The organism is Gordonia amicalis, assembly GCF_022059885.1.
GTDB classification, from domain to species: Bacteria; Actinomycetota; Actinomycetes; order Mycobacteriales; family Mycobacteriaceae; genus Gordonia; species Gordonia amicalis.
This window is the reverse complement of record NZ_CP091855.1, coordinates 2,585,265-2,603,794: the sequence shown is the minus strand read 5'-3', so window position 1 is coordinate 2,603,794 and position 18,530 is coordinate 2,585,265. Positions and strand designations below refer to the sequence as shown.

17 protein-coding genes are annotated in these 18,530 nt (G+C 69.2%); 7 read left to right on the top strand and 10 right to left on the bottom strand.

Annotated features, from left to right (window positions below):
* Nucleotides 1-4 precede the first annotated feature (4 nt).
* The 3 genes from IHQ52_RS12055 to IHQ52_RS12045 all read right to left on the bottom strand — a co-directional run bounded on the left by IHQ52_RS12055 (nucleotide 5) and on the right by IHQ52_RS12045 (nucleotide 3,345).
* A complete protein-coding gene (locus tag IHQ52_RS12055) occupies nucleotides 5-1,243 on the bottom strand; it encodes a sugar ABC transporter permease (protein WP_081598251.1) in 1,239 nt (412 codons plus the stop codon).
* A complete protein-coding gene (locus IHQ52_RS12050; protein WP_096273807.1) occupies nucleotides 1,240-2,601 on the bottom strand; it encodes an extracellular solute-binding protein in 1,362 nt (453 codons plus the stop codon). The genes IHQ52_RS12055 and IHQ52_RS12050 overlap by 4 nt, the downstream gene beginning before the upstream one ends.
* Before the next feature lie 255 nt (nucleotides 2,602-2,856).
* Entirely contained in the window at nucleotides 2,857-3,345 is a 489-nt protein-coding gene (locus tag IHQ52_RS12045; protein ID WP_006437248.1) for a YflT domain-containing protein, read from the bottom strand.
* A gap of 84 nt (nucleotides 3,346-3,429) precedes the next feature.
* Between IHQ52_RS12045 and IHQ52_RS12040 the strand changes: the two genes are divergently transcribed.
* From IHQ52_RS12040 to IHQ52_RS12025, 4 genes are all read left to right on the top strand, one after another.
* On the top strand, nucleotides 3,430-4,743 hold the full coding sequence (locus IHQ52_RS12040; protein WP_006437247.1) for a magnesium transporter MgtE N-terminal domain-containing protein: 1,314 nt from the start codon (nucleotides 3,430-3,432) through the stop codon (nucleotides 4,741-4,743).
* Nucleotides 4,740-5,261 (top strand): DUF1003 domain-containing protein, encoded by a 522-nt coding sequence (locus IHQ52_RS12035; RefSeq protein ID WP_006437246.1) that lies wholly within the window; start codon nucleotides 4,740-4,742, stop codon nucleotides 5,259-5,261. Before IHQ52_RS12040 ends, IHQ52_RS12035 begins: the two co-directional genes overlap by 4 nt.
* A gap of 367 nt (nucleotides 5,262-5,628) precedes the next feature.
* Nucleotides 5,629-6,738 (top strand): lytic transglycosylase domain-containing protein, encoded by a 1,110-nt coding sequence (locus IHQ52_RS12030; RefSeq protein WP_006437245.1) that lies wholly within the window; start codon nucleotides 5,629-5,631, stop codon nucleotides 6,736-6,738.
* 70 nt (nucleotides 6,739-6,808) lie between these two features.
* A complete protein-coding gene (locus IHQ52_RS12025) occupies nucleotides 6,809-7,954 on the top strand; it encodes an Mrp/NBP35 family ATP-binding protein (RefSeq protein ID WP_006437244.1) in 1,146 nt (381 codons plus the stop codon).
* Between the two features lie 10 nt (nucleotides 7,955-7,964).
* Here the strand turns inward: IHQ52_RS12025 and tatB are convergent, their stop codons facing one another.
* From tatB to sigE, 4 genes are all read right to left on the bottom strand, one after another.
* Nucleotides 7,965-8,429 carry a Sec-independent protein translocase protein TatB gene (gene tatB, locus IHQ52_RS12020; protein ID WP_006437243.1) on the bottom strand — a complete coding sequence of 155 codons (465 nt, stop codon included), beginning with the start codon at nucleotides 8,427-8,429 and terminating at the stop codon, nucleotides 7,965-7,967.
* A 16-nt stretch (nucleotides 8,430-8,445) separates the two neighbouring features.
* A complete protein-coding gene (locus IHQ52_RS12015; protein ID WP_040004856.1) occupies nucleotides 8,446-9,984 on the bottom strand; it encodes a S1C family serine protease in 1,539 nt (512 codons plus the stop codon).
* The gene (locus IHQ52_RS12010; protein ID WP_006437241.1) at nucleotides 9,981-10,502 is read right to left on the bottom strand and encodes a hypothetical protein; all 522 of its coding nucleotides are present in this window, start codon (nucleotides 10,500-10,502) and stop codon (nucleotides 9,981-9,983) included. The genes IHQ52_RS12015 and IHQ52_RS12010 overlap by 4 nt, the downstream gene beginning before the upstream one ends.
* A 203-nt stretch (nucleotides 10,503-10,705) precedes the next feature.
* On the bottom strand, nucleotides 10,706-11,326 hold the full coding sequence (gene sigE / locus IHQ52_RS12005; RefSeq protein WP_006437240.1) for an RNA polymerase sigma factor SigE: 621 nt from the start codon (nucleotides 11,324-11,326) through the stop codon (nucleotides 10,706-10,708).
* Nucleotides 11,327-11,615: 289 nt separating this feature from the next.
* Between sigE and IHQ52_RS12000 the strand changes: the two genes are divergently transcribed.
* Nucleotides 11,616-12,263, top strand: a complete 648-nt coding sequence (locus IHQ52_RS12000; protein ID WP_006437239.1) for an O-methyltransferase — start codon at nucleotides 11,616-11,618, stop codon at nucleotides 12,261-12,263.
* 114 nt (nucleotides 12,264-12,377) lie between these two features.
* Here IHQ52_RS12000 and manB read toward each other — a convergent pair whose 3' ends face one another.
* The 3 genes from manB to rfbD are packed head-to-tail and all read right to left on the bottom strand — an operon-like array spanning nucleotide 12,378 to nucleotide 15,407.
* On the bottom strand, nucleotides 12,378-13,511 hold the full coding sequence (gene manB, locus IHQ52_RS11995) for a mannose-1-phosphate guanylyltransferase (RefSeq protein ID WP_006437238.1): 1,134 nt from the start codon (nucleotides 13,509-13,511) through the stop codon (nucleotides 12,378-12,380).
* A 44-nt stretch (nucleotides 13,512-13,555) separates the two neighbouring features.
* Entirely contained in the window at nucleotides 13,556-14,452 is an 897-nt protein-coding gene (locus tag IHQ52_RS11990; protein WP_006437237.1) for a glycosyltransferase family 2 protein, read from the bottom strand.
* A gap of 4 nt (nucleotides 14,453-14,456) precedes the next feature.
* On the bottom strand, nucleotides 14,457-15,407 hold the full coding sequence (rfbD, locus tag IHQ52_RS11985; RefSeq protein WP_040004855.1) for a dTDP-4-dehydrorhamnose reductase: 951 nt from the start codon (nucleotides 15,405-15,407) through the stop codon (nucleotides 14,457-14,459).
* 565 nt (nucleotides 15,408-15,972) lie between these two features.
* Between rfbD and IHQ52_RS11980 the strand changes: the two genes are divergently transcribed.
* Nucleotides 15,973-17,775, top strand: a complete 1,803-nt coding sequence (locus tag IHQ52_RS11980) for an LCP family protein (protein ID WP_238063438.1) — start codon at nucleotides 15,973-15,975, stop codon at nucleotides 17,773-17,775.
* On the top strand, nucleotides 17,763-18,512 hold the full coding sequence (locus tag IHQ52_RS11975) for a TIGR03089 family protein (RefSeq protein ID WP_182155455.1): 750 nt from the start codon (nucleotides 17,763-17,765) through the stop codon (nucleotides 18,510-18,512). Before IHQ52_RS11980 ends, IHQ52_RS11975 begins: the two co-directional genes overlap by 13 nt.
* Nucleotides 18,513-18,530: the final 18 nt, after the last annotated feature.

Below are 18,530 nucleotides of genomic sequence, written 5' to 3'. Positions count from 1 at the left end.
CGGATTACCTCCCCTCGTCGTCGGAACCCGGTGCGGCGGTGCCGAACCCCTTGATGAACACGAACGCGATGATCGCCACGCAGATGAAGATCAGGATCGAGATCGCCGATCCGACGCCCAGGTTGAACGCGCCGAACAGGTTGTCATAGCCCAGCATCGACACCGAGTAGGTGTTGTTGGACCCGCTGGTGAGAACGTAGATGTTGTCGAACACGCGGAACGCGTCGAGGGTGCGGAACAGCAGCGCGACGAGGATGGCCGGCTTCATCAGCGGAAGGATGATGCGCCACAGTCGCGTCCACGCACCGGCACCGTCGACCTGGGCGGCCTTCAGCAGGTCGTCGGGCACCAGCGCCAGGCCCGCCAGCAACAGCAGCGCCATGAACGGGGTGGTCTTCCAGACCTCGGCGAGGACGATGATCGCCAGCGACGGCCACTGTTCGGTGAGCGGCGCACTGCCGTCGGGCAGCAGGTTCGCCAGATAGCCGGTGCCGGGCGTCCACGCGTAGTACCACGAGAACGCCGCGGCCACGGTCACGATGCCGTACGGGATCAGGACGACGGTGCGGATCGTGCCGCGTCCGAAGATGGTGCGGTGCATGACCAGTGCGATGGCCATGCCGAGGACGAGCTCGATGAGCACCGACACGACCGTGATACCCACCGTGACGCCGAAGGCCGTCCACCAGTAGTTGTCGGTCAGCACCGTCGCGTAGTTCGAGAACCACACGAACTCCCGCTCTCCGGGCGCGGACAGGCTCATCTTGTTCAGCGAGAGCCAGACCGCGTAGATGATCGGATATCCGGTCACCAGCAGCATCATCAGCGCGGCGGGCGCGATGAGCCAGAAGGCCAGCCGCCGCTCGGCCGTCTTGCCCTCACTGCGCTTGCGGGGCTTCGGTGCGGCTTCTTCGCGGGGTCGTTCGGCCACCGCGGTGGCGGCTGCCGATGACCGTGCCACGCCGACGGATCCGGGATTCGACCCGACCGGGTTCGCGGGCGCCGAACCGACCCGGGCCGAACCGGGTGGAACCTCGTGGCGTCCTCCCGGTGGCGCCTTCCACAACTCGTCGGAGTGCACGGGCGGGCTGTCCCCCACGATGGGGATCGGGCCGGTCTGGGCGGGCGCATCGTCGGGCAGCGCATGGCGGCCGGGGCGGAACGCGGACTCGTCGGCGGAGTCGTCCTCGTTCGGTGCGCGCCCGCCCGGAGTGTTCCCGCCGGGTGTGTTGTGATCGGTCACGGAACCAACCCTTCCCCGTCGATTGCCTTCTGGACGGCCTCGGCGAGTTCGTCCACCAGTGTTTCCGGATCCCACGCCCCGACCGGACTCAGCTTCGCCTGCAGCAGCGTCGAGATCGCCTGGTAGTCAGGAGACTTCGGACGAATCGCAGCATGGTCGGGTTCGAGCTGACGCTTGATCTCCCGCGCCATCGGATAGGCGAGGCGGAAATCTGCGTCGTCGTAGATGGATTCGATCACCGGGGGCGGACCCGCGTTGAGCGAGAAGTCCTTCTGCGACGCCTCGCTCGTGATGCACTCGGCCGCCCGGAAGGCCAGGTCCGGCTGCTCGGAGGTGCTGGCGACGGCGATGTTGATCCCACCGAGGGTCGTCTTGGTGGGCAGGCCCTCGAAGCCCGGGTACGGGGCGAAGTCGAAGACCTTCTGCATCTCCCGGTTGAGCGGGAGCACATCCCGGTCGGACGGCGGATTCTCGCTGTCGGCGTACAGGTCGGCGTACTTCGTCAGGTCCAGGAACGGGACGGATCCCGCGACGGCGTTCTCGCGCATGCCGGGGAACACGAAGGGCCAGTTGACCTCATAGAGCGCCTCACCGCTCTCCATGCCCAGGCGGGCGGCACCCTCGTCGGAGTTGGTCAGCGACGGGTCGGCGCCCGGTGCGGTGGCCACCGCCTTGAGTGTCCGGAGGGCGCGGACCGTGGCCGCGCGATGCTCCGGAGTGTCGTTGAGCGTGACCTTGTCGGGGTTCTCGGGGTCGACGACCTGGCCGCCGGCACTGACGAGTACCGAGTTGAACCAGACCATCAGGCCCTCATATTGCCTGCCCTGCACCATGATGTAGGTCGGTCCGCCGTTGCGGCCGCTGACCAGTGCATCCTCGAGTATCCCGTCCCACGTCGAGGCGGGACGACGGCGGTCGACCTTGTCCTTCAGCACATCCTTGCGGTACCAGAGCAACTGGGTGTTGGTGGAGAACGGGATGGCGTAGAGGCGTTCGCGCTCATCCTCATCCGTCTTCCACACCGCGGTGTCGAGCGGACCGCCGAGGGTCCGCGCGGACACCTCCGCGGCCATCGCGTCGGGCACCGGGACCATCCAGCCCGCGTCGGCGAACTCAGCGGTCCACACCACGTCCATGCCCATGAGGTCGAGCCCGGAATCGTTGCCGGCCAGGCGGCGCGCCAACTGCAGCCGCTGATCGTCGGCACCCTTCGGCAGGGGCGTCGTGACGACCTTGTACTCACCGTTGGATTCGGCGGAACACTTGTCGCCGATCGCGGCGAAGGTGTCGGCACCGTCGGCGGGTGGATAGAAATTCAGTACGCCCGCTTCATATCCCGAGCCGCACGCCGACAGCACGGGGAGCGCCGCGGCCGCGGCGACCGCCGCCGCGAGGACCTTTCGCCTTACGCGACTTGTGGTTCGATACCTGCTGACCCTGCTCCGCACGCAGCCTCCTCGATGTCGTACGCGGCGGAGTACCCGAGGTGCTCCGCCGTGAGCGTCCGAGGTGCAACGCTATACGTCACGATTCGTGACATGCAACACATTCGGCATGGGCGTGCCACTCCGTCGCCGATTGTGATCGCCCCGTGTCCGCCGACGGTCGAGACCTCACATCGTCAGGCGCGCGAGCATGTCGCGGGCTTTCTCTGCGCTTTTGGGATCGCAGAGGACGTCGTAACGGCCGGCGACGAGCTGCATGGTCGACGCGAAGTCGCGCTGGCCGCGTGTCGCAGCATACGGAATCGTCGCCGAGATCACACCGAAGACCATGCCGCCGACGAGACCGACCAGGATCGGCCCCAGGGGCGAACCGGTGAAGACGAGTGAGACCAGGATGCCGAAGAAGAGGCCGAGCCAGGCCCCCGAGACCAGACCTCCGCCGATCACCTTGCCCCACGTCAGGCGTCCGATGACACGTTCGACCTGCATGAGGTCGACGCCCACAATCGTGACGTCCTCGACGGAGAAGTTCTCGTCGGACAGATAGTCCACCGCCCGCTGCGCCTCGGCGTAGGTGCTGTAGGAGCCGATCGGCCACCCCTTGGGCGGCGTCGGCAGGCCCGGCGTCTCCCGACCCGGGCGCATGGGATTCGTCATTTCGGGACCTCCCTGTGAAGTCGAGTCTGCTGTTCCGCGCTCACCGACGGCGTTGGCCGAACCGATGGCACTACCCTTACTCCCATGTCGTCGGTGAGCAAGGTGTTCGTGGCCAGATTAGTCGGGTTGGCCGTCCTTGGTCCCGATGGTGAATCCATCGGGAGGGTCCGCGACGTGGTGATCTCGATCCGATTGTCGGGTCAACAACCACGCGCACTCGGCCTCGCGGTCGAATTGACCACCCGCCGAAGGATTTTCGTTCCCATGCTGCGCGTCACCGGCATCGAACCGCAGGCGGTGACCCTCAACACCGGCACGGTGAGCCTGCGGAAACTGCATCTTCGCCCCGGCGAGGCCCTGGCGATCGGCCAGATCCTCGACACCCGGGTCCGGGTCACCGACCCGGACCTGCCCGAACTCGCCGACGCCGACGTGACGGTGGTCGATCTCGGCATCGAACGCACCCGCACCCGGGACTGGGTCGTCTCGCGGGTCGCCATCCGCGCGGGCCGACGCGGTCTGCGCCGGCGTCACGAGACCCACGTCGTGGAATGGTCCAGCGTCCAGGGCATCACCCAGTCCGCCCTCGACCTGCCCGGCCAGGGCGTCGCCCAGGCGCTGATGCAGTTCGAGGGGATGCGCCCGGCCGACGTGGCGAACGCGCTCCGGGAGCTGCCGGCCAAACGACGTGGTGAGATCGCCTCGGCGCTCGAGGACGAGCGGCTCGCCGACGTGCTCCAGGAGCTGCCACCCGACGATCAGACGGCGATGCTCACCGCCCTGGGTCGCGATCGGGCCGTCACCATTCTCGAGGAGATGGATCCCGACGACGCGGCCGACCTCCTCGGCGAGCTCCCCGCCACCGAGGCCGAGGCGCTGCTCGAGGAGATGGACCCGGAGGAATCCGAACCGGTCCGTCGACTGCTGCTGCACTCCCCCGACACCGCCGGTGGTGTGATGACCTCCGAGCCGATCATCGTCACCGCGTCGACGACGATCGCCGAGGCACTCGCACGCGTCCGCAACCCCGATCTCACCCCCGCTTCGGCGAGCATCGTGTTCGTCGTCCGTCCCCCGACCGCGACGCCGACGGGCAAGTATCTCGGCTGTGTGCACCTGCAGGCCCTGCTGCGCGAGCCGCCGGCCCACCTGGTCGGCGGAATCCTCGACACCGACCTCGCGCAATTGCACCCGGAAGACTCACTGGAGACGATGACGCGCTATTTCGCGACCTACAACCTCGTCTGCGGCCCGGTGGTCGACGAGGCCGGCCACCTGCTCGGCGCCGTCAGCGTCGACGACCTCCTCGACGAGATCCTGCCGCGCGACTGGCGTGAGACCGAACCCGAGGACGTCGACAAGCCGACCGGCGTCGGCGCGCAGGTGAGGATCCGATGAGCGAGCGGGGCGGTCGCAAACTCGACATCCCCAGCACCCGGCGCACCATCTCGTTCAATCTCGATTCCGACATCGTCGGGATGTACAGCGAACGTGTCGCCCGGTTCCTGGGCACGGGCCGGTACCTGCTGATCCAGACCGTCATCGTGGTGGTGTGGATCGCGCTGAACCTGGTCGCGGTGACGATCCGGTGGGACCCGTATCCGTTCATCCTGCTCAACCTCGCGTTCTCCACGCAGGCGGCCTACGCCGCGCCGCTGATCCTGCTGGCCCAGAATCGTCAGGAGAACCGGGACCGCGTGGCGCTCGAGGAGGATCGGATGCGGTCGGCGCAGACCAAGGCCGACACCGAGTTCCTCGCGCGTGAGCTGGCCGCCGTCCGCCTGGCCGTCGGCGACACGGTGACGCGCGACTACCTGCGCAAAGAACTCGACGAGCTACTCGACGAGCTGACCGAACGGTTCGGTGCACGCGACCAAGCCTCGGACGACGCGGACGGCGTCGAGAAGTCCCGCTGAGCGGACCACGTCTCCAGGAGGTGCCGGCACCGCCCGACACCACTCCGTGACGTCACTCCAGTAACTTCTCTCCCATGGGTTTGCCGCCGTAACTTCTCGCGTCGCAGCGACGAAGTGAGTGACGACGAGTAAATGCGGAGTTCGCCATTGGGTCATCAGACCCAATATGTATGGTGGGTCACAGTTCGGCCGGATCCCGGTGTCGGTCACGACGCCAGACCCGGCCGGACACATCCGCTCTCGGCTCCAGGCCGTGCGGCCGGAGCGGGCAATCACTGCGTCCTCGGGGGGCAGACGTGTGGTGTTGTGACAACGGAGTAGATGTGATCGAGAAATCGGTGCGGGCGGACCGCCGGGGCGGTGGCCGATGAGCCCGCTGAACCTGGTGCGCCGCCGTCGTGGGCCGCAGCGTCCCCTGCACTTCCCGCGGCGAGCCGCGACGATCGTCGTCGGTGGCGCACTCGTCGGCACGATGGTGCTGGGCACGGCGTCATCGAGCGCGCACGGCGTGCTCGCCGCAGCGACCCCCGAACCCGAGGCCCCGGTCGTCGTCGCAGATGTCGTGCCGGGTTCGCCCGTGACGCTCCTCGGTTTCGCACCGCCGCCGGAGAAGCCAGCCGCCGCGCTTCCCGCGCCGCAGTTCCGACTCGCGAACGATCTCCCCTCCGGTCCTCTCGGCATCCCCGGCGTGGTCCTGCAGGCCTACAAGCTCGCCGCGAACCGGGTCGGCGCCGAGAGTCCACAGTGCAAGCTGCCCTGGTTCCTGCTCGCCGGCATCGGCCGCATCGAGTCCAATCATGCGAGCAACGGTTCGGTCGACCAGTACGGCACCACCATCAACCCGATCGCCGGGCCCGTGCTCGACGGTTCCCTGGCCGGCAACGCGGTCATCAAGGACACCGACGGTGGACGCATCGACGGCGACCCCGGGCACGACCGGGCCATGGGACCGATGCAGTTCATCCCCAGCACCTGGGCGTCCTGGGGCTCCGATGCCAACGGCGACGGCAAGTCCGACCCCAACAACATCTTCGACGCCACCTACTCTGCGGGACGCTACCTGTGCGCCGGGGTCAGCGACATCATGAGCGAGGGCACCCGCGTCGCGGCGGTGCTCCGGTACAACCGCTCGATGGAGTACGTCGCGAACGTACTCGGCTGGGCCGGCGCCTACGCCACCGGCGTCATGCCGACCAACCCGATCCCGGAGGCGAAACGCAAGGCGTCGAGTTCGTCGAGCAAGAGCAAGTCGAGTTCCTCCTCGTCCTCCACGCCGCCGTCGGGTCCGTCGTCCTCGTCGCCGTCGGTACGCAGGCCCGCACCGCCGCCGCAGAACTGTTTCATCGTGTGCCTGCCGACGATCACCCTGCCCGGACAGGTGCCCCCGCCGCCGCCCAAGAAGCAGGCTCCGGTGACCAAGAAGGCCCCGCCGGAGAACCGGTCGGGACCGGCGACGACACCGGTGCCCGTTCGCTGATCCGGCACCGCACGACCGCCTGCCGGGACCACCACCGTGGTCCGTCGGCGGCGCCGGTAGGCTGGACCAGATGACAACAGGAGTCGCGCCCACGGAATCGGCAGTTCGCGCCGCCCTGGGCAAGGTCAAGGATCCGGAGATCGGCAAGCCCATCACCGACATCGGGATGGTCAAGTCGGTCACCGTCAACGACGATGCCAGCGTCGACGTCGCGGTGTATCTGACGACGTCGGGGTGTCCCCTGCGCACCGAGATCGTCCAGCGGGTGGAGACCGCCGTCGCCGATGTCGCCGGAGTCGGTGCGGTGCGCGTCGAACTCGACGTGATGGACGACGAGCAGCGCACCGAGTTGCGCAAGAAGCTGCGCGGGGACAAGGCCGAGCCGGTCATCCCCTTCGCCCAGCCCGGGTCCCTGACCCGCGTCTACGCCGTCGCATCCGGTAAGGGTGGCGTCGGAAAGTCCAGCGTCACGGTCAACCTCGCGGCCGCACTGGCCGAGCGCGGACTCAGCGTGGGTGTCCTCGACGCCGACATCTACGGCCATTCCGTCCCCCGGATGCTCGGCAGTGACGCCAAGCCCACCCAGGTGGAGCGGATGATCATGCCGCCGATCAGCCACAACGTGCGATTCATCTCGATCGGCCAGTTCACCGAAGGCAACACCCCGGTCACCTGGCGCGGACCCATGCTGCACCGCGCGCTGCAGCAGTTCCTCGCCGACGTCTACTGGGGCGACCTCGACGTCCTGCTCCTCGACCTGCCCCCGGGCACCGGCGATGTCGCGATCTCCATCGCGCAGCTGATCCCGGGTGCGGAGATCCTCGTGGTCACCACACCGCAGCAGGCCGCCGCCGAGGTCGCCGAGCGCGCCGGTGCGATCGCGCTCCAGACCCGCCAGAAGATCCTGGGCGTCGTGGAGAACATGTCCTGGCTCGAGCTCCCCGACGGCACCCGCATGGAGCCGTTCGGCTCGGGTGGTGGCGAGCAGGTCGCCGAACGCCTCACCCGTGCGGTGGGCGCACCCGTGGAGCTCTTGGGTCAGGTCCCGTTGGAGACCGCACTGCGCGAGGGCGGCGACGCGGGTGTTCCGGTGGTCTTGTCGGCCCCCGACTCCCCCGCCGGCTCAGCGCTGCGGTCGATCGCCGCGAAGCTCGCCGTCCGCAAGCGCGGACTGGCCGGGATGAGCCTCGGGCTCGACACCGTCCGCCACTCCTGAGGAGTTCCGATCAGGTCGCGTCCCAGTCGGTGACGGCGGGACGGCCACCTGTACGACGCTCTGCCGGTGCACTGTCGGGCGACGGCTGTGCCGGGGTGTCGGTGTTCTTGTCGAGCGACATCGGCGCCGACACCGGCTTGATCGGTGGCGCCGGGGTGGTGCTGCGATCGACGGTGGTGGCGTCCTCCCCCAGGCGGAACAGCGAGTCGTCGCCGTCGAGAAGATGCTTGGTGACGATCGAACGCGGCGTCATCCCCCGCAGCTCGTTCAGGTCCGCGAGAGGTTTGCGCAGATCCTCGAACTCCGGACCGAGTTCGTCCTTGAGCTGGTTGGTCGCACCGGTCGCATAGTCGCGGACCTTGCGGAGCGACTGCATCGACCAGGACACCGCGCCCGGGAGTCGTTCGGGCCCGAGGATGACCAGGGCGGCCACGACCAGGATCGCGATCTCGCCCCATCCGATACTGCTGAACATCTGCCTCGTCCCGGTGTCAGTCGCTCGCCGGCGTGATGGTGCCGTTGAACGTACGCCCGTCCCGCCAGTACTGGAACGGGATCTCTTCACCGATCTTCGCGGTCCGGACCGCGACATTCAACTCGTCGGCGCTCTCGATGGGCCGGTTGTTCAACGAGGTGATGACGTCGTTCTCGCGAACCCCGGCGCGTTCGGCCGGTCCGCCGGACACCACATTGCGCACCTGGGCGCCCAGGACGCGCTCGTTGCGGACCGAGCTCGCGTTGATGCCGATCTGCGGGTGGTTGACCTTGCCGTCGCGGATGAGGGCTTCGGCGATGGGCTTGGCCTCGTCGATCGGGATGGCGAATCCGAGCCCGATCGAGCCGCCGCCGGCACCGAGCCGTCCCGCGGTGTTGATGCCGACGACCTTGGCGTCGCCGTTCACCAGCGGACCGCCGGAGTTGCCGGGGTTGATCGCCGCGTCCGTCTGGATCGCGTCGATGACCGCGTCGGTGTCGGATTCGGCGTCGGGCGTGAGCGCCACCGCGCGGTTCGTGGCACTGACGATGCCGCTCGTCACCGTCCGGTTGAGCCCGAGCGGCGATCCGAAGGCGACGACCTCCTCGCCGATCTGCAGGTCCGCGGAACTACCGAGGACCGACACGGTGGGATTCCTCACGTTCTCGACCTTGAGCACCGCGAGGTCGGTCTTGGGGTCACGTCCGACGATGCGTGCCGGGACACGCTGACGGTCGAAGAAGACGACCTCGAGCTTGGCGCTCTTGTCGTTCGCGGCCATCGAGATCACGTGGTTGTTGGTGAGGATGTACCCCGCCTTGTCGATGACGAAGCCCGAACCGGTCGAATAGGCCCCCGACGCCCGGACGTCGATGGCGACCACGGATTTCTCGACGGAACGCGCCACCTCGGCGATCGGCGAACGCGGCTCCGAACCGTTTCCGGGGTCGTCGGTGGACAGCTCCACGGAATCGGTGGTCAGCGGCGCCGCGACCTCGGCGGTCCACCGCCCCATCAGACCGCCGACGACGGCGATGAGCAGCGCGATGATCGCGAGCGCCGCGAGCGCGCTCCAGCTGATGCGGTTGCCCAGCAACACATCCCGGACGCCGAGTTTCGGGCCGGGGTCGGTGGCCGGCGTCGAGGCGCTGGTCGGCAGGGCGGGATCGACGAGCCGCGCGGGGCTCTCCGGATCACGCCAGGGGTCGTTGCGCGGCGGCTCGTCCTCGGTCTGGCCGTAGGTGGCGAGCGGATCGCGCTGGAGGGTCTCGTCAGAGCCGGGCGGACGCCCGAATGCCTCGGCGAGGACGGGGTCCGGGTCGGCGACGTGCGGTTGCGGCGCGGAATGGCTGCCGGCATCGGCGGCGAACGAACCGCGCACTCCCGAGGGCCGGCCGAAGACCTGCGCCGTTGCCGGCGATACGGGGGCGTGCCGCGGCCGCCCGGGCGTCAGCCGTTGCGAGTGTGGGGGTTCTTCGCGACGCGCGAACTCCGCGTCACCGCCGGGAGTCGAGGTGTCCTCGCCCTGGGGTCCGGTTCCGTCGGTCACGTTCACCTACCCCGACGGCGGAAGTTACGGCCGCGGCCGGTGTCGCGCATGAGCGGGTTCACGGGCGGGCGCATCGCCTCGCGGGCGCCTGGGATGCCGTCGGTCGGGGTGTCCGAGCCGAGGTCGATCTCGCGGGTCGGGATCTGAGAGAGCGCTCCGAGCAGCGAGGCGGGCACCGACACCTGGCCGGACTCGCGCAGGCGGGTACGGGCCAGGGACTGGGCGTCGACCGCCGCCACACACTCCGGGCAGAGCGCCAGATGGTGGGTGGCGCGAGCATGCGCCGACATACCGAGCTCACCGTCGACGAAAGCGGCGACCGCCTCGGGGGCGAGATGTTCGGTCGGGGCGAAACGGCGTCCACCGGCGGTGCCCGGCGCGCGATAGCCGCGGTTGGGCAGGAAGGACGACGGGGCCGGAGTCCACGAGTCGGCACCCCAGGAGGATCGCCGGCGACGAAGATTGGGGGTCGGGGGCTCGACACCGCCGCCCGGGGTCGGACGCCCGCGATCGCCGTCCATCATCGTCGGTCACCCCTCTCCACGACGTGTCCGCCGTACTCCGTTGTCATCACCTCTGCCGAGTCTGCTCGCCACGGTACTCACCGTCGGCGGGCTGTGCCGCCGCACGGGGTGTGACCGGGGCCGCACGCAACGTCTCAGCTTATCCGAGTCAGACAACGACGCTCATCGACTCGTGGTTCCCGAGCCTGACGAGCCGGGGATCGTCAGCTGTGCGCGCCGATCGCGACCGAACGGCTGCTGGTGTGCCCCTGGGCGGCCAGCGCGTCGCGGATGCTCTGGCGGCCACGGTGGATGCGACTGCGGACGGTGCCGAGCTTGACACCCAGGGTCGCGGCGATCTCCTCGTAGGACAGCCCCTCGATGTCACACAGGACGACGGCGGCGCGGAAGTCGGGCGCCAGCGAGTCGAGGGCGCGCTGCAGATCCGGGTCGAGGTTGGTGGCGTCGAAGATCTGCTGGGGGTCGGGGGTGTCGGCCGGCACGCGGTCGTACTCCTCGGGCAATGCCTCCATGCGGATCTTGCTGCGGCGGCGGACCATGTCGAGGAACAGGTTGGTGGTGATGCGGTGCAACCAGCCCTCGAAGGTGCCGGGGCGGTAGTTCGACAGCGATCGGAACACCCGGATGAAGGTCTCCTGCGTGAGATCCTCGGCGTCGTGCTGATTCCCCGACAGGCGGTAGGCCAGGCGGTAGACGCGGTCGGCGTGCTCGCGCACCAGTTCATCCCATGACGGCATCAGCAGTTCGTCGCCGGTGGCGTCGAAACCTGCGGTGCCCGCCGGAACGGCGGGCACTTCGTCGGTGGAATCGCGGGAATCGGTCATGGTGGGTGGTCGGTTCCTCTCTCGTGAACACAGCCCGGTGACCCAGAGCACTCACCGTGTCGAACAACGTCGCACCGGTCCGGTATTCCCAACGCGCCGGGGCTTCACACCGACTCGCCGGGCAGTACCGTCAACCGGACGCACTCACCCTCTCGTATCGGAGTGTGGTCGCCGTATGAGTCCCCTGAGTGTTCCCTGAGGATGTGACGGGCTCCGACCGCGGCCCGGGATTCGCCCAGGTCGGCGTGCCATGTCCGCGTTGACCGGGCCTGCGGTCTAACCTCGACGCGTGACCGAGTCAACCCCGTCCGCCGGCCCCGATCTGATCGCCTACGCCGAGTCGGCGATCGTCGAGGACGACGCCGTCATCGCCGCCCGTGCCCGCGCAGAGGAACTGGGTGCCACGCCCGTGAGCCCAGCGGTCGGTGCGCTGCTCGCACTCCTGGCCCGCACCGCCGACGCCAAGGCCGTGGCCGAGATCGGCACCGGCACCGGCGTGAGCGGTCTGTGGTTGCTCAACGGCATGGCCGCCGACGGGGTCCTGACCACCATCGACCCCGAACCCGAGCACCATCGTGCGGCGCGGGCGTCGTTCGCCGGGGCCGACATCTCCCCCGGCCGCACGCGCCTGATCAACGGCACACCCACCGACGTGCTGCCGCGTCTCTCGGACACGTCCTACGACCTGGTCTTCATCGACGGTCCCTTGCTGGACCTGCCGCGGTTCGTGACCGAGGCCGTCCGCATGCTGCGCGACGGCGGTGTCGTCGTGGTGCACAACGCGACGGCCGACGGCACCGTGGGCGATCCGTCCCGCACCGACCCGCCGACCGCGGCCGCGCGCGAGGCGGCCCTGCTGATCGCCGACGACGAGCGCCTCCTGCCGGTCGTGATCCCGCTCGGGCCCGGTGTGCTCGCGGCGGTCAAGACCCGCTGACCACAACGCAAACCCACCCATTTTCGGCAGATCCGCCCCCTGAGGGGGTGCTGGGTTTGCCGAAAAAGGGTGGGTTTGCGGGGTCTCACACGCGCGCCGAGTTCGCGAGGCGCCTCACACGTCAGTCGAGAAGCGGATTCCGTTGTCGGGGATCTCGATTCCCGGCCACACGCGTGCGCCGCGCAGGAGTTCGCAGCGCGCACCGATGTCCGCGCCGTCGCCGATGACGGTGTCGCGGATCAGTGCCCGCGGACCGATTCGTGCGCCGAAACCGATGATCGAGCGCTCGACGACCGCACCGGCCTCGATGACCGCGCCGTCGAAGACCACCGCACCGTCGAGGCGGGCGCGGGGCCCGACCTCCGCGCCTCGGCCGACGACGGTGCCGCCGATCAGCAGGGCACCCGGGCCGACGCCGGCACCCTCGTGGACCAGCGACTCGCCGTGGCGATCACCGAGCGCCGGTGACGGTGCGATGCCGCGCACCAGGTCGGCCGAGCCGCGGACGAAGTCCTCCGGGGTGCCCATGTCGCGCCAGTAGGCGTGGTCGACGTGGGCGTGGACGTGCTTGCCCTCGGTGAGCAGGCGCGGGAAGACCTCGCGCTCCACCGAGACGGGCACGCCATACGGGATCGACTCGATGATCTTGCGGTTGAAAACGTATGTGCCGGCATTGATCTGATCTGTCGGCGGGTCCTGGGTCTTCTCCAGGAAGGCGGTGACGCGGCCGTCGCCGTCGGTCGGCACGCAGCCGAACGCGCGCGGATCGCTCACCCGGACGAGGTGGATGGTCACGTCGGCGTCGGCCGCGCGATGGCTGTCGATGACGTCGCGCACATCGGTGCCGCCGAGCACGTCGCCGTTGAACACGACGATGGTGTCGGCGGTCAGCTCGTCGAGGACGTTGCGGATGCCGCCGCCGGTGCCGAGCGGCTCGTCCTCGGTGACGTAGCGCAGACGCAGGCCCAGTTTGGAGCCGTCGCCGTAGTACTCGCTGAACACCTCGGCCTTGAACGAGGTACTGAGGACGACGTCGCGGATCCCGGCCGCGTGGATGCGCGACAGCAGGTGCGTGAGGAAGGGCAGGCCCGCGGTGGGCAGCATCGGCTTGGGCGCCGAGAGCGTGAGCGGACGGAGCCGGGTGCCCTTGCCGCCGACGAGGACGACCGCCTCGACGCCCTCGGCAACAGGCGCCGATCCGCCGACGGACGCGCGCCCCACCGACTCGCGCACGGTGTACTGATCCACTTGATCGGTCCCTTCTTCGTGATGTCCGGTATTCACTTCAGCACTCATCCGTTGTCTTCGCTCGTCGAGGTGTTCTCCGTCGACGTGGTCCGGCGGGCCGCTCGGACCGCAAGACGCGACCGCGCGGCCAGGCCGACGCGCAGCGCGAGCCGCAGCGGTGCACGCCACACACCGGGGTTGCGGTCGGCCTGGAACCGATAGGCACTCTCGTGGTGTGCGGGCAGCATCTTCTCGGGGTTCCGACCGGCGCTGTGCCCCTTGGTGTGCACGATCTCGGCCGAGGGGACATAGACGTTCTGCCAGCCGGCCTTGCCCAGGCGGTCGCCCAGGTCGACGTCCTCCATGTACATGAAATAGCGGGGGTCGAAGCCGCCGACGGCGTCGAAGGCCTCCCGTCGAACCAGCAGGCACGACCCCGAGAGCCAGCCGACGGCCCGTTCCGACGGCGCCTCGTCGTCGGCGCGATAGGCCGCGGTCCACGGATTCTTTTTCCACACCGTGCCGAGGATGGCGTGACCGGTGCCGGAGACGAGGTCGGGAACGCGTCGCGCCGACGGGTAGATGGTGCCGTCGGGTTCCCGGATGAGCGGTCCCAGCGATCCCGCACGCGGCCAGCGCCGCGCAGCGTCGAGGAGTTCGTCGATCGAGCCCGGCTTCCACTCGACGTCCGGGTTGGCGATGAGCACGAACTCGATGTCGGGATCGATCTCGGCGACCCCGCGGTTCATCGCGCGGCCGTAGCCGAGGTTGCCGCCGGTGCGGACCAGTTTCACCGACTCGTAGTCCTTCTCGGCCTGTTCGGGTGCACCGTCGTCGGAGCCGTTGTCTGCGATGACGACCTGCGGCATCACATCGGTCACGGCGTCGAGACTGCGAAGGAATGTCGCGAGGTGATCACCGGAGAAGTAGGTCACCGTGACGACGGCTAGCTGAGCGGGCACCGGCTCAGGGTAACGAACCGCCCGGCTCGACGATCGACGCGTGCAGCGCGGCGCGCCAGTCCCGTAGCGGCGTCAGCCCCGCCGCGGCCCAGGAGCGTCCGGAGAGCACCGAATACGCCGGACGCGGTGCCGGGCGCCGGAACTCCGCCGTGGTGGTGGGCAGCACGCGTGAACGTTCGGCGCCGACCTCCTCGAAGACGGCCGCCGCCACCTCGAACCACGTCGCGCGGCCCGCGTTGGTGGCGTGCAGGACGGTTCCGGTGACCTCGGGGCGGGGCCCGGCGGCCACCAGCTCCCACAGCCCGTCGGCGAGGTCGATGCAGTAGGTGGGCGAACCGAGCTGGTCGTCGACGACCGACACGGTGTCGCGTGTCTGCTCGAGACGACGCATCGTCCCGACGAAGTCGCGGCTCTCGGGTCCGCCGGTGTAGACCCACGCGGTGCGCACGACGGTGGCACGCGGGTCCGCGTCGAGTGCGGCGCGTTCACCGGCGAGTTTGGTTGCCCCGTAGACGGTTGCCGGTTCGCCGCTCACGTCATCGGGTTCGTAGCCGTCGGGACGGTCGCCCGCTGAGCCCGGGCCGTCGAGCGGGGTACCGGGAAAGACGTAGTCGGTGGAGACATGGATCAACCACGCCCCCGCGGCGGCGGTCTGGGCGGCGAGCAGTGCCGGACCGGTGACGTTGACCCGGCGCGCACCCTCCGGATCAGACTCGGCACCGTCGACGTCGGTGTAGGCGGCACAGTTGACCACGACGTCGCCGGCGCCGAGGTCGCCCAGCGCGGCCGCGACCGATGTCTCGTCGGTGATGTCGATGTCGGCGGAGGTCAGCGGACGCCACACCACGGAGTCGGGTGCCTGGGCAGTCCTCTCCTGGAGTGCGGTGCCGAGCTGCCCGCCGGCGCCGACGATGTACACGGTGGGGGTGCTGGGCGTGACACGCATGGCCACCATCGTGCCGCAGACCCCGGCGTGCCACGACTCGGCCGTCCATCAACACGTGACGACCGCTACTCGACTTCTCGGCGTTGCGTTCTCGAATTCCCGAATCACTTCAGTAGCCTGGCGACAGCAACATCAGCTTTCACTCCTGCACCGACAATCCCATGGCGCGGACCGACCGGACGCCACCGTCGAGCAGCACGACGACCACGAAAGGGACCGCGGACCAGTGGATTCACCATCCGACGGCGCACGTGGGCGGCCGCGCCCCAGGCGTGCGGTACCGCCGGAGCCGGGCAGCCGGCGCACTCCGGATGCCGATCACGGCCGACGGCCGGTGCGCGGCGAACGCACTGGTGAACCGGGGTGGCCGCCTCAGGGCGCCCGCCCGCGTCCCGCCGACCCCGAGCCCGGCGCTCCCCGACGCCGGGTGGTGCGTGGTGCTCCCACGACGCAGTCGCGAGCCGAGTCCGCACAACACGCACGGCGCCAGCCGCCGCCCGAACGGATCCCCGCCCGGGATGCCGAAGGCAGGCCTCGTCGACGCCCCGCGGAGCCGCGCGACCCCCGCAGGCGTGTGCCCCCGCAGGAACCGGCGTCTCCCCGCCGGCCGCGGCGTGGCGACGAGCCTCTCGGCCGACGCTCGTCCGGCGAGATCCACACGCGGTCGGCACCCGCCGAACGTAAGCGTTCCGCGTCACCGGATTCCGCCCGCAAGCGCGTCCCTCGACCCGACGCCGAGAAGGCTCCCGCGAAGAAGGCCGCACCGAAGAAGGCCGCACCGAGGAGAACCCCACCGAAGAAGGCCGCACCCGGGAAGCACGCTTCGGCAGGAACAGCCCGAAGTGCTGCCGCGGTGACCGAAAAGCTCTCGGCCACTGCAGAGTCCACCACACCGACCGCTCCGCCGACCGCTCCGCCCGGCACCGTCACTCGCCCTCACGCCGGATGGGCGTCGGGCGCCGGATGGGGTCGCGCGTTGATCGCGATCGCATCGGTCGCCGTGCTGCTGTGCACCGGTTACGCATGGAACACGATGTCCGACCTGGAGACTCGCATCACGCAGCTCGGCGGACTCGGTCTGGGTGGTGCGAAGGACGGCGCCGTCGACATCCTGTTGGTGGGCACCGACTCCCGTACCGACGCGAAGGGCAACCCGCTCTCGCCGGAGGAGGTCAAGCTCCTGCGTTCGGGCGAGGAGGTCGCCACCAACACCGACACCATCCTGCTGGTGCGCATCCCCGAGGACGGTTCGTCGGCCACCGCGATCTCGATCCCACGTGACTCGTACGTCGACGTACCGGGTATCGGCATGAGCAAGATCAACGCGGCCTACGGCACCACCCGCGAAGGCGTGCGCGCCCGCGCCGTGGAAGCCGGGCAGTCGCCCGAGAAGGCGGAGAAGGAAGGCACGCTGGCCGGCCGGAAGGCGTTGGTGGACACCGTCGCCAACCTCACCGGCGTCCAGGTCGACCACTATGCGGAGGTCGGCCTGCTCGGCTTCGTCCTGCTGACCAATGCGGTCGGCGGCATCGACGTCTGCCTCAACGCCCCGGTCCGGGATCCGTTCAGCGGCGCGCGTTTCCGCAAGGGTGTCCAGACCCTCGACGGGCCCAGGGCACTGAGCTTCGTGCGCCAGCGTCACGGACTCCCGCGCGGCGACCTCGACCGCATCACACGTCAGCAGGCGTTCATGGCGTCACTGACCCAGAAGGTGTTGTCCGCAGGCACTCTCACCGATCCGGGAAAGCTCTCGGAGATGCAGAACGCGGTGGCGCGGTCGATCGTCATCGACGACGGTTGGAACATCATCAACTTCGCGGAGCAACTCAAGGACCTCAGCGGCGGCCGCGTGAAGTTCTCCACCATCCCGATCGTCACCGAACAGGGTTGGAGCGAGGACGGTCTGCAGAGCGTCGTCCAGGTGGATCCGCAGGCGGTGAAGACGTACACCAGCGACCTCCTCACCCCGAAGCAGGCCGGGGCCGACGCCCAGCGCGGCGATTTCAAGGTCGACGTCGTCAACGCGGGCACCATCGACGGACTGGGTTCGAACGTGGCGAACATCCTGACCAACAAGGGCTATCAGTCCGGTGAGACCTCCAGCGGCAAGGCCGACACCAAGGACTCGGTGATCTACGCGAAGGAGAATGGCGACGCCGCGCGGCTGCTCGCCAAGGACCTCGGCGGCGTGAAGGTCGTCGAGGACCCGAACCTCGCGGACGACCAGCTCAAGGTGGTCCTCACCAACACCTACGCCGGACCGGGCGGGCTCGGCGACACCGGCGACCAGACCGACAACACCCCGGCCATTGAGCGTGTCGGCAACAAGCGCCCGCCGATCACCGCCGCGAACAAGGGGCCGATGTGCGTGAACTGAGCAGTCCGAACACCGTCGCCGACGCGATCTTCGGTGCGGTGGCCGATCATTCGCGTCCACTGCTGACGTACTACGACGAGGCGACCGGCGAGCGCACCGAACTGTCGGCGGCCACCCTCGGCAACTGGGCGGCCAAGACCGCCAACTATCTCGTCGACGAGATCGGGGTGGGCGCCGGGGATGTCGTGGTGGTGGACCTCCCCGAGCACTGGCAGACCGCCGGGATCGTGATCGGCGCACTGTGGGCCGGCGCCGACGTCCACCTCGCGGACGCCGATGCCGCGGAGGCAGCTTCGGAGCCACGGGTGGTCTTCACCTCGCGCGACCGGCTCGACGACCATCCCGACGCCGACGAGGTCGTGGTGGCCTCACTCGATCCGTTCGCCCTGCCACTGCGTGATCTCCCGCCCGGGGTCGGCGACTACGGGAGCGTCGTGCGGGTGCACGGCGACCAGTTCGTCTCGCGGTCCCCGGCCGTCGAAGCCCTCGACGGCATGCCGACGGCCGAGGTGGTCACCGAGGCCCGGACCGTCGCCGAACGCGACGGCATCGCCGCCGGCACCCGCGTGGTGTCGACGCGTCCCTGGCACACCGCGCCCAGCGTGCTCGCACACCTGCTCGCACCTCTAATTGCCGGTGGCAGTCTGGTGCACGTCGCGAACGCCTCCGCCGAGCGGGTAACCGCGATCGCGGATGTCGAGAAGGCCGGAGTCGTGCTCGGAACACCCTCCGAATAGCCGCAATTGCCGCACGGC

Coding starts and splice junctions, on each gene's coding strand:
- IHQ52_RS12045 (WP_006437248.1), bottom strand. CDS start 3,345: ATGACGAATCCCATGCGCCCGGGTCGGGAGACGCCGGGCCTGCCGACG.
- IHQ52_RS12040 (WP_006437247.1), top strand. CDS start 3,430: ATGTCGTCGGTGAGCAAGGTGTTCGTGGCCAGATTAGTCGGGTTGGCC.
- IHQ52_RS12035 (WP_006437246.1), top strand. CDS start 4,740: ATGAGCGAGCGGGGCGGTCGCAAACTCGACATCCCCAGCACCCGGCGC.
- IHQ52_RS12030 (WP_006437245.1), top strand. CDS start 5,629: ATGAGCCCGCTGAACCTGGTGCGCCGCCGTCGTGGGCCGCAGCGTCCC.
- IHQ52_RS12025 (WP_006437244.1), top strand. CDS start 6,809: ATGACAACAGGAGTCGCGCCCACGGAATCGGCAGTTCGCGCCGCCCTG.
- tatB (WP_006437243.1), bottom strand. CDS start 8,429: ATGTTCAGCAGTATCGGATGGGGCGAGATCGCGATCCTGGTCGTGGCC.
- IHQ52_RS12010 (WP_006437241.1), bottom strand. CDS start 10,502: ATGATGGACGGCGATCGCGGGCGTCCGACCCCGGGCGGCGGTGTCGAG.
- sigE (WP_006437240.1), bottom strand. CDS start 11,326: ATGACCGATTCCCGCGATTCCACCGACGAAGTGCCCGCCGTTCCGGCG.
- rfbD (WP_040004855.1), bottom strand. CDS start 15,407: ATGGTGGCCATGCGTGTCACGCCCAGCACCCCCACCGTGTACATCGTC.